Origin of the sequence: Bifidobacterium scardovii JCM 12489 = DSM 13734 (assembly GCF_001042635.1) — a bacterium.
GTDB lineage: Bacteria > Actinomycetota > Actinomycetes > Actinomycetales > Bifidobacteriaceae > Bifidobacterium > Bifidobacterium scardovii.
On the sequence record NZ_AP012331.1, the window covers coordinates 2,318,729 to 2,335,077 of the forward strand.

8 protein-coding genes, 1 pseudogene and 1 CRISPR repeat array are annotated in these 16,349 nt (G+C 61.1%); of the genes and pseudogenes, 3 read left to right on the plus strand and 6 right to left on the minus strand.

The features are described 5' to 3' along the window. Nucleotides 1–308 precede the first annotated feature (308 nt). A pseudogene (gene bcp, locus BBSC_RS09520) lies at nt 309–818 on the plus strand (thioredoxin-dependent thiol peroxidase); the annotation flags it as partial. A 202-nt stretch (nt 819–1,020) separates the two neighbouring features. Here bcp and ucpA read toward each other — a convergent pair. The 6 genes from ucpA to BBSC_RS09550 form a co-directional block, all read right to left on the minus strand. Continuing rightward, the gene (gene ucpA / locus BBSC_RS09525; RefSeq protein ID WP_033517837.1) at nt 1,021–1,827 is read right to left on the minus strand and encodes an SDR family oxidoreductase UcpA; all 807 of its coding nucleotides are present in this window, start codon (nt 1,825–1,827) and stop codon (nt 1,021–1,023) included. Between the two features lie 28 nt (nt 1,828–1,855). Beyond that, complete coding sequence (locus tag BBSC_RS09530) at nt 1,856–3,310, minus strand: APC family permease (protein ID WP_046726004.1); 1,455 nt, start codon at nt 3,308–3,310, stop codon at nt 1,856–1,858. 509 nt (nt 3,311–3,819) lie between these two features. Further along, nucleotides 3,820–6,063: direct repeats of the CRISPR family, unit length 29 nt; unit sequence CGGATCATCCCCGCGCATGCGGGGTAAAC. Nucleotides 6,064–6,413: 350 nt separating this feature from the next. Continuing rightward, complete coding sequence (gene ileS / locus BBSC_RS09535) at nt 6,414–9,734, minus strand: mupirocin-resistant isoleucine--tRNA ligase (protein ID WP_269429184.1); 3,321 nt, start codon at nt 9,732–9,734, stop codon at nt 6,414–6,416. A gap of 517 nt (nt 9,735–10,251) precedes the next feature. Then, on the minus strand, nt 10,252–11,232 hold the full coding sequence (locus BBSC_RS09540; protein ID WP_033517844.1) for a ribokinase: 981 nt from the start codon (nt 11,230–11,232) through the stop codon (nt 10,252–10,254). Nucleotides 11,233–11,271: 39 nt separating this feature from the next. After that, entirely contained in the window at nt 11,272–12,675 is a 1,404-nt protein-coding gene (locus BBSC_RS09545; RefSeq protein WP_033517846.1) for an MFS transporter, read from the minus strand. A gap of 152 nt (nt 12,676–12,827) precedes the next feature. After that, nucleotides 12,828–13,784: a nucleoside hydrolase gene (locus tag BBSC_RS09550; RefSeq protein ID WP_033517910.1), complete on the minus strand. Its 957-nt coding sequence runs from the start codon at nt 13,782–13,784 to the stop codon at nt 12,828–12,830. Between the two features lie 852 nt (nt 13,785–14,636). Between BBSC_RS09550 and BBSC_RS09555 the strand changes: the two genes are divergently transcribed. Continuing rightward, complete coding sequence (locus BBSC_RS09555; protein ID WP_049185147.1) at nt 14,637–15,524, plus strand: ABC transporter substrate-binding protein; 888 nt, start codon at nt 14,637–14,639, stop codon at nt 15,522–15,524. Continuing rightward, nucleotides 15,521–16,345: an ABC transporter ATP-binding protein gene (locus tag BBSC_RS09560; RefSeq protein WP_033517848.1), complete on the plus strand. Its 825-nt coding sequence runs from the start codon at nt 15,521–15,523 to the stop codon at nt 16,343–16,345. The genes BBSC_RS09555 and BBSC_RS09560 overlap by 4 nt, the downstream gene beginning before the upstream one ends. The last annotated feature ends 4 nt before the right edge of the window (nt 16,346–16,349 follow it).

Below are 16,349 nucleotides of genomic sequence, written 5' to 3' on the forward strand. Positions count from 1 at the left end.
CCGCGTTGCGTGGCCCGCCCATGGTCTGGACCACGATGCCACGTTCCGCAAGCGTATCGATGGCTCGACGTGCGCCCATGGGAGACAGACCGATCTTCCTGATCAGATACTGTTAGTTCTCTTTTAATTTATACAAGCCTATCACCGGATAACACGTTTCTCCATGGGAACCTGCGATCGAAGCGGATCGGGAACATTGACTCACACATGCGGCGCAGCGTCCACAAATTCATCTCCCAACGAGAGTCGCACATCCCCCGCTACGATCCACACACGACTCAACCGCATCCGCAGCTTCCGCCGATTCCACCGCACCCGCCGCTTCCGCCACGCCCCTCCCCTCCCGGCTCACGGCCGGCCAGTCCGCGCCCGACTTCACGCTGCCAGCCGTCAATCCGGATGGCAGCGACGCCACGGTCACGCTGTCCGAACTCACCCGTCAGGGCAGACGAGTGCTCCTGTACTTCTACCCGGCCGCAATGACGCCAGGATGCACCACCGAAGCCTGTGACTTTCGCGACAATCTCGCTCGTCTCGCCTCACTCGGATACGAGGTGCTCGGCGTTTCCAAGGATCCGATCGGCAAGTTGTGCACGTTCCACGAACGCGACCATCTCTCCTTCCCGCTCCTGTCGGACCCCGATCTGACCGTGCACAAGCGGTACGGCGCATATGGCGAGAAGAAGCTGTACGGCAAGGTCCACGTCGGCGTGATCCGCTCGACCTTCGCCATCGGAGCCGACGGTCTGATCGAACTCGCCAAGTACAACGTGCGGGCGAAGGGGCACGTCGAATCGCTGCTGAAGACCCTGGCCTAGTCCGACGGCCAGCGTGCCAAGCGGTGCCGTGCGGCGATCCTTGCCAGAGAATACGATGCGCGCGAGGAACTCCCTCGCGCGCATCAATCACACAAACTGATCATGCCATTCACGATCGGTTTGTACCGGCACCATCGCCGGCCATCGCCAACACCATTACCGACACAAACCGAACGGAATGACCGATCAGAAGCGGCACCTCTCAGTTCGTGCCGATGCTCATGGTCTCGGGCAGCGTGCTGCCGCCGTCGATGACCACCTGCGCACCCGTGATGTAGCTGGCTTCGTCGCTGCCGAGGAAGGCGAACAGCTCACCGACCTCGGTCGGCTTGGCCAGCCGCTTCATCGGCACGCCGACGGCGATGTCGTTGATCGCGGATTCCGGATCCTCCGGGTTCGATTCGACCGCCATTTTCTCGACCATGGGCGTGCGCGCGTAGCCGAGCTGCGAGCAATTGACGCGAATATGCCGATCCGCATATTCGACCGCCAGGCACTTGGTCAGGCCGACCAGCGCCGCCTTGGTCATCGCATAGGCGGCCTCCCCCGCGTCGGCGACGATGTCGCCGGTGACGGACGAGGCGATGACGATCGCGCCGCCGCCCTTGGCGAGCATGGTCGGGATGACCGCCTGGCAGCTGTTCCACACGCCCTTGATGTTCACGTCGATATGGAAGTCACGCATCTCGTCGGGCATCTCGTCGAACGGGGCGAGCCGGCAGACGCCCGCATTGCAGCAGGCGACGTCGATTGTGCCGAACGCATCGACAGTCTTCTTCGCCGCATCGATCATCTGCGCCTTGTCGGCCACGTTGGCCACAACGGTGATGATCTGCGCATCCGGATACATGCCGCGGATCCGCTCGGCCGTGGCGTCGACATCCGCGGACAGATCGACCATGCAGATCTTCGCGCCGTACTTCGCGTATACCTCGGCGATGCCTTCGCCGAGCCCCGCCGCGGCTCCGGTGACGATGGCGACTTTGCCTTCGAGTTTGGGCTGAACCATGATTACTCCTTTGTTTGGTTTCGAATATCTAGAATTCCTGCGGCCCGTCGGGCGTCTCGATGATGACCGGAGACTGCTTCCAGCGCACCACGACCATCCACAGCCAGGTCAGCACGCCGACGCCAAGATACACGCCGAACGAGATCCACGAGCCGGCGCCCTGCCCGAGCGTGCAGAAGAAGGCGATCGCGATCATGATCACCATGGCGAGGATGCGGAAGAAATCGCCGCCGCGAACCACATTCCTGTTGTCCTCATACCACTCGGGATGCTTGTGGTGGATGCGCACCGCGGAAATCATGGTGAGCGCGTACGCGCAGGCGCAACCGAACGACATCAGGTTGAAGAAGTCGTTCATGAAGCTGCCCGCGTTCTGCAGCAGAATGAAGATCAGGCTGATCGCCAGCAGGAAGATGTTCGGCAGGATCGGCTGCTGGTGCTTGTTGACCTTGGTGAACGCGGCGGGCAGGAAGTTCTTGGTGCCCATCGAGTACATCATGCGCGCGCTCGACATCCAGAAGCCCAGGATCGAGGCGGTCATGCCCAGCAGGATCGACACCAGACCGTAAATGACCGGCCAAATCTTCCAGCCAAGCAGGTTCTCCATGGCGGTGATGGTCATGAACCCGTTGGCCGCGTCGCCTGCGAGCAGATCATGGACCGGGGCGAGCCCGGCCACGCAGAAGAAAAACACCGTGTAGATCGCGCCGCAGGTGAGCACCGACCCGCAGATCGCGGCCTTGGTGTTGTTAATCGGGAAGTCGCCTTCCTCGACCATCTGAGGCACCGTCTCGAAGCCGAAATACGGGGTGATGAGCAGTGCCATGCCGATGATCCACGCGGGTATGCCCGCGGACGAACTCAGCGATGAGAACGAAAACAGGTCAAGCACGTTGGCGATGTCCCAGTGGCCGGACGTGAGGATCAGTATGGCGGTGATCAGCGTGGTGCCGATGTTCGCGAACAGGCATCCGGCCTGCATTTTCACGAGGAACTGGATGTCCTGCAGGCTCATGATGAATACGAGCAGCAGGATGACCACACCGATACCGACCGTCACCTGAAAGGTCAGGTTGAGGTTGAACAGTTTACTGATGTATGTGGCGATGGCCATCACCACGGCGGGCGGTACCGAGATCCATGCCGCCATGATCAGCCATGATGCGAGGAATCCGACGTGCTTGTTGATACCGACCGTGTTGTAGATCAGTTCGCCGCCCGCCGTTTTGAACAGCGGCGAGATCTCGCTGTAGACCAGCGCGGTCGGCAGAATCGCCACGGTCATCAGCGCGAAGGCGAGAAACGTGCCCGCTCCGCAATAACTGAAGAACACGGAATCCCAATAACTCACATACGTGAACATGCAGCCGGTGGCCACCGTGTAGACGAATATGAGTTTGAGGCTTTTCTGCAAACCGGCACCGGACGATGCCGGCGCCGGCGGTTGCGATTGCGTATGTTGCGTCTGTGCGTCTTTCGACATGCATACCTCCGAACTACTGAGGATCGGCGAATCGGACGGCACCATTGCCGCCGGTACTCTTCACCGATGCAAGAGAGTATAGATCTTCCGGAAACGAAACGACAAGTTTGACAACTCATGTCGAATGCTCTGAAAACCCGAGTTGTCGGTGCGCGATCGTCGAGACCGGATCTATATATAGCCGTTTTCCGCCGCTAACAACGGTGGACAACCGGTTTCACTACTCACCCTTGCACCGACAACTCGACGTTGGCACGCATACTACGCACGCTGAGATCGCGAAAACAGTGGATAAAATGTCCCATGAGCATGGCTAATACTCATGGAACTGTCTGGATCATCCTCGCGCGCGAGGTAAACATAGTCACGAACGTGAAGGCGACCGCAAACGGGTTATCGCGCGTGCAGAGTAAACGTCTGCTGGGGTGAGACAGACCGGGATCATGCAGGATCATTCCCCTCGCGTGCGGGGCAAATGCTAGGCTCGCGTGATCCTTGTCCACGCCAAACGGATCATCCCCGCGCATGCGGGGTAAACGCCGACGAGATGCGTCTGGTGAAGAACTGCGAAGGATCATCCCCGCGCATGCGGGGTAAACCCGGTAAACAGGCTGCCGATCAGACCATTGTCAGGATCATCCCCGCGCATGCGGGGTAAACTCCGGCGTGGCCTCGTCGTTGACTGCGGCGTCCGGATCATCCCCGCGCATGCGGGGTAAACGTCGTGAGTATTTCTCCTCTTCCGTCCATTGTCGGATCATCCCCGCGCATGCGGGGTAAACCGGGATGCAACGGTTTGCCGGCGGCACGCAGCCGGATCATCCCCGCGCATGCGGGGTAAACGCCCTGAGCGAGGTGAGCGCGGCGTTGAGCTGCGGATCATCCCCGCGCATGCGGGGTAAACACGCACCAGCCGAACAGTGGGACGTATTTGAACGGATCATCCCCGCGCATGTGGGGTAAACTTGATCTCCGCCTTCATCGCCTGCAACCCCGTCGGATCGTCCCCGCGCATGCGGGGTAAACGCGTTGGCGAGGACCTGCTGGAGGGTTTCGGCCGGATCATCCCCGCGCATGCGGGGTAAACCGGGTGCCGGTCACCTGTTCAACCGGCGTCAGCGGATCATCCCCGCGCATGCGGGGTAAACGGATACCCGGAGTCCAACATCTTGTCCGTGACCGGATCATCCCCGCGCATGCGGGGTAAACGTCATGGTCGCCAACGGCATCGCCAAGAAGATCGGATCATCCCCGCGCATGCGGGGTAAACTGCCGCAACGGCGCAGGCCCAGCAGTCGTACACGGATCATCCCCGCGCATGCGGGGTAAACGGGCGAGATCACCGCGAGCTGCAACGTCAACGCGGATCATCCCCGCGCATGCGGGGTAAACAACGCGCGTTCCACCTGCCGGGATCGCAAGTGCGGATCATCCCCGCGCATGCGGGGTAAACCCGCGTCGAGTATCGCAAGAACATCGCCGGCGCGGATCATCCCCGCGCATGCGGGGTAAACTGGATCATCACCCGGGACAACCACCGCCACGCCGGATCATCCCCGCGCATGCGGGGTAAACCTGTCCCACATGTCCAGAGCATTGCCCTTGAGCGGATCATCCCCGCGCATGCGGGGTAAACCGGGACGCTGCCGGCGTACTGCGCAACATGGGCGGATCATCCCCGCGCATGCGGGGTAAACGGGCGGGTAGGCGGTGTGCACGGTGACCTGGCAGGATCATCCCCGCGCATGCGGGGTAAACCTCCTCTCATTCGGCGAACCGCGCGATGTACTCGGATCATCCCCGCGCATGCGGGGTAAACCAACGCGAGACGGCCACTCATGAACGCGTCTCCGGATCATCCCCGCGCATGCGGGGTAAACCGAGCCGCGACGGGTGATGCGCCACGCGTCCCCGCTCCATGTGCGGGCGCTCGGATCATCCCCGCGCATGCGGGGTAAACCGGCGCGGCTACCGCAAAACCTATGTGTCGTTCGGATCATCCCCGCGCATGCGGGGTAAACAGCACGCCGATAAGCTCAGAGGGCAACGGCTTCGGATCATCCCCGCGCATGCGGGGTAAACGCCATATCCCTGGCCATCGCCACGATCGCCTTCGGATCATCCCCGCGCATGCGGGGTAAACATCGAATCCGTCAGCGCCAACCAGGTGCGTGACGGATCATCCCCGCGCATGCGGGGTAAACCAGGTCGTTGACCGCGCCACGGTAGAAGAGGCCGGATCATCCCCGCGCATGCGGGGTAAACTCCGGGTTCCCCTCACTTCACCGGACGGCTACCGGATCATCCCCGCGCATGCGGGGTAAACTTGGTGGCGATGGCCTCGAGCAGGCCGCGGGTCGGATCATCCCCGCGCATGCGGGGTAAACGGTTTGACCTCGTATCCCTTGCGGTGCACGAGCGGATCATCCCCGCGCATGCGGGGTAAACTCCAGGATGGCCGGATACACGATCTGCCGCCACGGATCATCCCCGCGCATGCGGGGTAAACTAGGCCTGGCCGAGGCCGTCCACGTTTGAGGGCGGATCATCCCCGCGCATGCGGGGTAAACAGCAGCCCAGAGGCAACGAGGTCGTCCACGTCCGGATCATCCCCGCGCATGCGGGGTAAACTCCTTCGCCGTTGCCGAGTTCGATTGCCGTGGCGGATCATCCCCGCGCATGCGGGGTAAACTATCTCTGCGGCAAGAAGCGAGTATTTGTCCTCGGATCATCCCCGCGCATGCGGGGTAAACAGTCCGATTTTATGCGAAAACTATTGGGCATTGGGCCTTCAAAAATTGGATTCGCACAGTGGCTCCAATCTTCGTGCTATTGTTCCTCGCTACCGGTCATCGGACAAAACGCCTATATCGAGAGGCATTACTCCAGCCAGCCTTCTTCTTGGTTTTCAAAACTCCATTGCGCTTCTGCTTTTGACTTGAGTTTAGTCGCATAATCAGCTTTAGGCCATCATTAACGGATCATCCCCGCAAATGCAGGGGCTGGCACCATCAAATGGCGCGTGCCCGCAGACAAATGGCGCGTGCCCACAGAGACCTTGGACTGATCCAAAATCCCTGCGAGCACTAAATACGTTACAGCATCACGCCTTAACAACCTCCACACCGAGCTCGGCGCCTTCCTTCACCTCAAAGGAAGTCGCCAGCGTCTCGTGGGCGATCAGATCGCGGAACTGCTCGACCTTGGCCACGTCATCAGCCGGCACGGTCAGCACCAGCGAGATGCGGTCGGCGATATCCAGATCAGCGTCCTTGCGGGCGTCCTGGATGGCACGGATGGCGTCACGGGCGTAGCCCTCGGCCAGCAGATCGGCGTCAAGCGCGGTGTCGAGGATCACGAAGCCACCGGCCGGCAGCGCGGCGGAGACCGAAGCGGCAGCCTCGGTGGCGTTCTCCTCCTCCACACGGTTGATCAGCTCGTACTCGCCTTCGACCAGCTCAAGGTCGCCGGACGGCGTCGAGACCACCGGAGCACCGGACGCAGCATCAACATGCCAATCGCCGGACTTGGAGGCCTTGATGGCGAACTGCACCTGCTTGCCGAGACGCGGACCAGCCGCGCGAGCGTTCACGCGCAATTCGTGCACGATCTTCAGACCGTGGGCGGCGGCGTCTTCCAGAGTCGAGAACTCAATATTCTTGATATTAAGTTCAGACTTCAACAATTCGTCATACGCCTTGACGGCATCCACGTTCTCGACCACCACGGTGAGCTTGGAAAGCGGCTGGCGCACGCGGATCTTGGCGGCCTTGCGCAGGGACAGAGTGCCGGAAACGACCTCGCGCACCTTCTCCATCGCATCCACCAGAGCCGGGTCGTCGACCAGCACACGGCCAAGTTCGGTGTCCTCACCGGTCTTCTCGTCCACCACGAACGGCCAGTCGACCAGATGCACGGACTCGCCACCGGTCAGGCCGCGCCACACGGACTCGGCTTCCATCGGGGCCAGCGGCGCAAGCACGCGCATGAACGCCTCAAGCACGGTGTACAGGGTGTTGAATGCGGAAGCATCCTCATTCCAGAAGCGGTCGCGGGTGTTGCGGATGTACCAGTTGGTGAGCACGTCGATGAAGTCGGAAACCGCATCGCAGGCATCGGAGATCGCAAACTCGTTCAGTGACTTCTCGGCGGACAACACCAGGCGGCGGGTGCGGGCCAGCAGGTAACGGTCCATCTCAGGCAGACCAGCGACCTCGTCCGCACGCAGCGGGCGGGCGTCGAAACCGGCCCCGCCATTGGCCGCGTTGGCGTACAGGGTGAAGAAGTAGTAGGAGCTCCACACCGGCAGCATGACCTGGCGCACGGTGTCGCGAATGCCCTCGGCGGTGACGATCAGGTTGCCGCCGCGCAGGATCGGCGAAGACATGAGGAACCAGCGCATGGCGTCGGAACCGTACTTGTCGAACACGCCATTCACGTCCGGATAGTTGCGCAGGTGCTTCGACATCTTCTGACCGTCGGAGCCGAGCACGATGCCGTGGCAGATCACGTTCTTGAACGCCGGGCGGTCGAACAGCGCGGTCGCCATGACGTGCAGCAGGTAGAACCAGCCACGGGTCTGGCCGATGTATTCGACGATGTAGTCGGCCGGGAAGTGCTGTTCGAACTTCTCCTTGTTCTCGAACGGGTAGTGGAACTGCGCGAACGACATGGAACCGGACTCGAACCAGCAGTCGAGCACGTCGGAGATGCGGTGCATGTGGCTCTTGCCGGTCGGGTCGTCCGGATTGACGCGGGTCAGGTTGTCGATCCACGGACGGTGCATGTTGATGTTGCCGTCCTTGTCGCGCGGGTAGTCGCCGAAGTCGTTCTTCAGCTCATCGAGCGAACCGTACACGTCCACACGCGGGTACTTCGGGTCGTCGCTCACCCACACCGGAATCGGGGAACCCCAGAAGCGGTTGCGGGAGATGGACCAGTCGCGCGCGTTGGCGAGCCACTTGCCGAACTGGCCGTCCTTGACGTTGCCCGGGATCCAGTTGATCTGCTGGTTGAGTTCCAGCAGGCGCGGCTTGATCTTGGTCACGGACACGAACCAAGAGGAGACCGGCTTGTAGATCAGCGGGGTCGCGCAACGCCAGCAGTGCGGGTAGGAGTGCACGTAGCTCTTCTCCTGGAAGAGGATCGCGCGGCGCTCCTCCGGGATGGAAGCGAGCGGGCCATCGCCGGCGCGCAGGTTGCGCAGGATCGGCAGGTTGGCGTCGAACACGAAATCGCCCTCGTAGTCGGGGCACTGCGAGGTGAAGCGGCAGCCATCGTCGAGCACGTCGGTGCTCTTGATGCCCTTGGCGTTCAGCGTGTTCATATCGTCCTCACCGTAGGGAGCCTGGTGAACCAGACCGGTACCTTCAACGGTGTCGACGTAATCGGCGGTGAAGATCGTATAGCCGTTCGGGCCGGGCACGTTGCCCTCGGACTCGGCCTTGTCGCCGGCGAAGTACGGGAAGACCGGGTAGTAGCGGCGGCCTTCCAGCTCGGAGCCCTTGAGCTCGCGCACGACTTCGTAGTTCTCGCCGAGTTCCTTCCCGTAGTGGCCCAGCAGGTCCTTGCCAAGGTAGAACTTCTTGCCGGCGAACCTGCCTTCGGTCGGGCGGACCTCGACGTAGTCGATGTCGGCGCCGACCACGATGGCGAAGTTGGTGGGCACGGTCCACGGGGTGGTGGTCCAGAAGACGGCGTAGGCGTCGTCCTCATCGCGCATCTTCACGGCCACGGACACGGTGGTGTCCTGGCGGTCCTGGTACACGTCGGCGTCCATGCGCAGCTCGTGCGCGCTCAGCGGCGTGCGGTCCTTCGGGCAGTACGGCAACACACGGTAGCCCTGATAGGCCAAGCCCTTGTCGTAGAGCTGCTTGAAGGCCCACATCACGGATTCCATATACGGGATGTTCAGGGTCTTGTATCCGTGCTCGAAGTCCACCCAACGGGCCTGACGATGCACGTAATCCTGCCATTCGTGCGTGTACTTCAGCACGGAGGCGCGGCAGGCGTCGTTGAACTTGTCGATGCCCATCTTCTCGATCTGGTCAACCGAGTCGATGCCGAGCTCCTTCTGCGCCTCAAGCTCGGCGGGCAGGCCGTGGGTATCCCAACCGAACACGCGATTGACCTTGCGGCCCTTCATGGTCTGATAACGCGGGATCACGTCCTTGGCATAACCGGTCAGCAGGTGGCCGTAGTGCGGCAGACCGTTCGCGAACGGCGGGCCGTCGAAGAACACGAATTCGTTCTGGCTGTGGTCGCCGGAGGGGTTGCGCTCGACGGACTTCTGGAAGGTATCGTCCTTGTCCCAGTAGTCGAGAACGGTCTCCTCCATGTTGGGGAAGCTGGGGTTCGGCGCGATGCGTGCGGTCTCGCCGCCCTCATTCGCCTTGGGATAGACATGATTGGTGGTCTCGCTCACCATGGTTCTCCTCGGTATGATGTGCACTGGTCCTACAGACGTCACACTGACGATGCATACCGAGACGGAGCCCGCGGGACCCGGACAATCCGGCGGCCGCACGACCGGTGGTCTCGCGGCCGGAACCCACGGTTCCATTCGGCATGACCATCACCGCCACGCCTGCCTACGAGGACGATGACCGTTGCCGTTTGCGCAACCGCCACCGCGGTACCACCTCGCTTGTCGCACCGGTTACGCCGCCTCGAACTGTTGCACTCGACGCAGCGCGGCCCATACGACCGCTTGTGTTCGGCTATCTCGGGCCGACCCCGTCGGGTCTACTAGGCGCTTACCGCCGTTCTTCCGAAGACTCCCCGCTGATAACGGATCATTGCCTCACAACGTGGCACATCTTAACACGCCGCGCGGTCAAATCAACACGACTGTTCATATTTGCAGACCCAATGCAATGGCCTCAACCAGCGCGAACGCAACGCGCTGGTTGAGGCCATTGCGGGAATCCGTCGGAGGTCAGTCAGGAGACGAAAAGCTCGCGGATCTGGGCGGCGGAACCATACGATGTCTGAGCGCCCAGACTGGTGGCCGCATACGCGGAGACAAACGAGGCAAGCTGAGCCGCTTCACGCAATTCAAAGCCTGAAGCCAGTCCCGCCAGCACGGCGCCCATGAATGAGTCACCGCACCCGGTGGTGTCCACGGCTTCGACGCGAACCGGCGCCACACGCGTCGCGGACGAAACGGCGCATGACGCATCCAGCACCATGGACCCATCACCCCCGAGCGTGACGATGGCCCGATCGAATCCGAACTCCCGCATACGATCAGCCGCAGCCAGCCAGTCAAAACCGGACCAGTCGCCATTCTGCGGCTCGGCGATGCCGAACATCTGCGCCATCTCATGCTCGTTGACGAGCAGGATATCGGCGAATTCCACCAGTTCATCCGGCAGCGCAGTCGTAAACGGCGAGTTATTGAGCAACACCGGCACACCGGCCTCGTGCCCGACGCGCGCAGCCGCGGTAACGGCATCGATCGGACTTTCCAGGCATAATCCGAGCACGTTCGCCGAGCCCAGCTCATCCCTCATCGCTTCGATGTAATCGACGCTGACCTGCGCATTGGAACCGGGCGAATAGACGATCGTATTCTCGCCGGACGCGTCCACGGTGATAACCGTGGTGCCGCTGGTTCCAGGCATGTGACGCACATGCTGGGTATCTACACCGGCCTCGCGCAACGCGCCAAGCAGAAATTCGGCGTTGGCGTCGGATCCGACCACACCGAACATACGGACGGCAGCGCCGATGCGCGCGGCCGCAGCGGCCTGATTGCCGGATTTACCGCCGGGCAGCATCTGCAATGGGCCACCGGTGACGGTCTCCCCCGGCCCGGGCAGACGCTCGGTGACTACGGTGTAATCGGCATTCATCGAACCGACCACGCAAACCGTGCCTCGGAGTCGGTCAAGCGACGCAAGGATGTCAGATGCCGTCATGGTGATTCCTTTCGTTTTCGTCGACGGACAGGGCAATAGTCACTCGCTGATCTTCCTGCGAACGACCAGGTAGTAGATCACACCGACAAGCGGCACGCAACCGGCGATAAGCAGCAGGTTGGAGTAGCTCGCCGCGGCTCCGGTGGCACCGATGATGCTCGATCCGGAGAACGCCTGCGAACTCATCAGGCCGCCAAAGATAGCGATGCCGATGGATCCGGTAACGTTCATGACCAGGTCGTTCATACCCACTCCACGGCCGGACTCGTCCTGAGACAAGGTACCGAGCACGGCGGAGACGACCGGCGAATACATGAGGCCGCACCCCGCATAGAACACGCAAGCGAACAGCGTCAGCACCACGAATCCCGCGTTCACGGCGAAGCCTGCGCCGATAAAACCAACGGCCATCAATACGCCGGCGAGGGCCAGCGAGGGCCGTACGCCGATCCTGCCGACGATCGCCCCCGAGCAGATGCCGAACGCGGCGGCCACCAGGAAGGCGAACACGATATGCATGGAGACCTGCGAGGTAGTCATGCCGTACACGTTCGCGCCGATGGCGTTGAACATCGGCGAGACGCAGTAGTTGGTGAAGTAGAACACCAGAATGAGCATGATCGCGGCAACCCAGCGGGTGTTGCGGAAGAACTCGGGGGTGACGAACGGGTGGGACGCCTTGTTGATGTACACGGCGAAAGCCACGAACAGCACGACGGCGAGCGCGAGCATCCACATGGCGTTGTAGGAGAAGAACAGCGTGAGGAAGGCGACGGCGAAGCCGATGATGGTGAAGCCCAGCCAATCGACCTTCTCACCGTTGCCCTGTCTGTCCGGCAGGTTCTTGAGCAGCAGCGGCAGGAAAAGGATGGCGACGGACGGAATGAGGAACAGGTACTGCCAGGCGATGGCGCTCAGCATACCGGCCGCGAACACGCCGATGGAAGCGGAGATCTGGTAGCCGGCGGTGAACAGACCGAAGAACACAACCTTGAGCGAGGGCTTCAGGTATTTGCTGGCCACGACCAGGAACGCCGAGCCGGCGACCTGCTCACCTGCGGTCTGCAGCACGCGGGCGATGATGACGGTCCAGAGGTTCGCGGCGAAGAAGAAGTTTGCCACAAAGCCGAAGACCGAGCCGACGAACAGAGTGATGAGGCCGACCACGACGAGTTTCTTCAGGGAGACGAAGTCGCCGAGCGAGCCGTAGATAAAGCAGACGATGCCGAGCACGATGCTCGGGATGGCGGTGATCAGCGAGGCCTGGGCTGCGGCGCCCACATCCTCGCCGACCTGCGTGAAGACAAGATTGAAACCCTGCAGGCACAGCGTACCGAGGATAAAGGTGATGAGCAGCGGGATCAGGGCCTTGATGGCCATCGAGTTGCTGGTTTTCGGATCCGCCCAGGGGTCGGCGATCACGGTTGCGGTGGTGTTTGACATGATAAGTCCCTTGCTGACTGCATGCGATGTCGTTGTATAGTTAAAAAAAGACAGGAACTTCGATGCCTACGATTCTTATGGTTTACGGGCGCATCAGGAGAGGTTCTGGATGGGCGCGGCTGCATGACCACGCCATATGATTGTTCGGCGCGTTACTCGGCGCGCTCGGCGAGCGCGGTGATGCGGGTCATGAACTCGTTGAGGAAGCGCGGCACGTCCACGCCGACCGCGGCCTTCATGGTGGTGACGGGATCGTTGAGTCTGGTCTCGTTGCCGATGGTGCGGCCGCGGGTTGGCCCTTCGACATCGACCTTCATATTGAGGTCCAGCACGTGCACCAGCGTGGGGTCCACGGCGACGCCGACCGCGAGCGGATCATGCAGACCGCATCCGCCGAGGTGTGGAGCCGTCGTCTCGTACGCCCTGATATAGAAGTCGGTCATATCGGCGAGGAACGCGCCGGCCTTGGTGCCTAGGTCGCGCCAACGCTTGGTTTCCCGGTAGGTGAGCAACGTGCGCAACGTCACGTCAAGGCCGATCATCGTGGCCGGAGCGCCGGAACGGAACAGGTAGTCAGCCGCCTCGGGATCCTGCGAGATATTGGCTTCTGTCCATGCGTTCACGTTGCCCGGCACGGTCAGGGCGCCGCCCATCAGCACGATGCGGCCGATCTCATCCTTGATTTCGGGGGCTTTCCTCAGGGCTGCGGCGATGTTCGTCATCGGGCCGGTCGGCACGTATGTCAGCTCCTTGCCGTAGGTCTTGACCGCATCGATGATGAAGTCGACCGCGGACTCGGTCTCCGGCGCGCGGCTGGAATCCGGGATTTCGACATCGCCAATACCGTTGGCTCCGTGAATGAAAGCAGAGATCTCGCTCACGACGAAGGAATCAGTGGTGCTGGAATGCGGAAGGCCCTTGTATACCCTGACTTCCGGATGCCCAAGCAGATCGGTGACGGCGAGCGCGTTACGCACGCCTTGGTCGAGCAACACGTTGCCGTAGGTGCCGGCGATGCCGATGAGCTCGACTTCCGGACTGCCCAGCGCATAGGCAATGGCAAGCGCGTCATCCACACCGGTATCGAGATCGAGAATAAGCTTGTTCATGATGTACACCCTTTCCGGCAAACGCCTGTTTTCTTCATTGATGGCGTTGCCTGTCATCGTTACCGCCGACGACGCGAAAGCGCATGATACTGCAGCCACGCAATGTCACATGCTTTAACGTTTTATCATCGGCATACGCAACAATAAAACGTTAAATCATATTTGTCAAACGCGGCGCGTAACACGCATGAACGACGCAGACAGTCGCACACGATTTCAGCAAATAAAAGTAGATATTCTCGAATATGCTCATCACCACGACGTCCCGTGAGATGATAGTTAGTGTGGTTCATCGCTTTCAGAGTATTAGACAGACCACTAATACTCTAGGGCTCCATACAGTCGCCTTCTTCGTGAGGGCGTGGATCGAAATCGTTTGGCTTCTACCTACGTGAGCATCCGGCTGTATCCGATATGCAGCCGGACACGTTACCGCTTTGCATAGCGCACCACCCCGTCCGAAACCGTAAAACCCCTATCCCCATCCCATTCCCCCAGCCGAATTTCGCCGGTAACGTGCCGATGCTTTAATAGGCACAAGGCACCGCTCTCAACAAAAGTCCCAAAGCACTCACAACGCTCAAAGGCCCTCAGGAGAGCCCGCCCACCATATGCGCTACAGGCCACATACACCACATAGCTGGTCACGGCCATTCAAGAGAAAGACAGAGGTTCATCGTGCAGTTGCGTTCCGATTCCCGTTCCCGTCTCGGCCGATTGGTGAAAGCCGTCGCCGTTACCGCTGCGCTGGCACTGAGCCTTGCCGGCTGCTCCTCAGGTTCCAACAATGCCTCAACGGATGACCAAAATGGGTATGGCACCGCGAGCGTACAGCTTTCCTGGCTCAAGAACATGCAGTTCGCAGGCATGTACATGGCCGATTCAAACGGCTATTACAAGGATGCCGGTTTCGACAAGGTCGATCTGATTTCAGGCGGTTCCTCCGCGACCAGCGCCGAAGCGGCCGTCGTCAGCGGCAAGGCCCTGGTCGGCGTCAGCTCTCCGCTGATCACCGCTCCGGCCATCAACAACGAGGGCGCCGCGCTGAAGGTCATCGCCGCGCTCTATCAGGTCAACCCGTTCGCCATCGTGTCGGCCGAATCCAAGCCGATCAAGTCGGTCGACGATCTCATCGGAAAGAAGATCGGCGTGAGCGACTCGAACACACTGGTTTGGAACGCATTCCTCAAGGCCAACAACATCGATTCCAGCAAGGTCGAAACCGTGCCGTTCTCCGATACGAGCATGCTGACCACCGGTCAGGTGGACGGGTACATCGGTTACACGACCACCGGTGCGGCCGCGCTCAATGCATCCGGATTCAAGGCGACCGAACTGCTGATGGCCGATGCCGGTCTGCCCATGGTCGGTGAAACGCTCATCACCACGCAGGACAACATCGACAATCGTCGAGATGCGCTCAAGGCGTTCCTCAAGGCCACCATCAAGGGCTGGAAGGACGCATTGTCCGACCAGAGCAAGGCCGTCGACCTGACGGTGAACGACTACGGCAAGAGCCAGGAATACGATCCGGACCAGATGGCGCTGACGCTCAAGCGCGAGCAGGCAATCATCGAAACGGACGAGACCAAGGCCAACGGCCTGATGACCATCAGCGACGACCTGCAGGAAGGCACCGTCAAGACGCTCGCCTACGCGGACATCAAGATCGACAAGGGCGCACTGTTCGACACGTCGCTGATCAACGAAGTCTATAAGGAAAACGCGGATCTCAAATGAGCGTTGAAGATGTGAACGAGCTCGATGGCTCCGGCATCGCCATCGAGCATCTGAACAAGGAATTCCGCGTCGGAGCCGGCAAGACCTTCCAGGCGATCTCGGATATCAATCTGAAGATTCCCGCCGGCGCCTTTGTTTCGCTGATCGGCCCCTCGGGCTGCGGCAAGTCGACCGTGCTGCGTATTCTCGCCGGACTTGAGACGCCCACCTCCGGAACGGTCTCAGTCAACGGCGCCACCGTCACGCCCGGTTCCCCCGCGGCCGGTCTGGGCATCGCATTCCAGGATTCGGCGTTGCTGCCATGGCGTTCCGTGCGTCGCAACATCGAGCTGCCGCTGGAAATCCAGAAGCGCAAGGACGATAAGGTGGTCGACGATCTCATCGAACTCGTCGGGCTCAAGGGATTCGAAAAGGCCCGCCCCGGCCAGTTGTCGGGAGGCATGAAGCAGCGCGCTTCCATAGCCCGCGCGCTGACGGTCAAGCCGAAGTTCCTGTTGCTGGACGAACCGTTCGGCGCCTTGGACGATATGACACGCCAGCGTCTGAACTTCGAACTGCAGCGCATCTGGATGCAGCGTTCGGCCACCACGCTGATGGTGACGCACGGCATTTCGGAGGCGGTGCTGCTGTCGGATTACGTGGCGGTCATGTCAACGCATCCGGGCCGTATCGTCAAACTGGTGCGCATCGGGCTCGAACGCCCTCGCACGGCGGAGACGATGCGCTCCGCGGAATTCCATGAAGCGGTGGACTACCTGAGCTCGTTGCTGTTCGATCAGCAGCAGACGGCGGACGGTCGCGCCGACGACGGGGAGCGCTGATCAC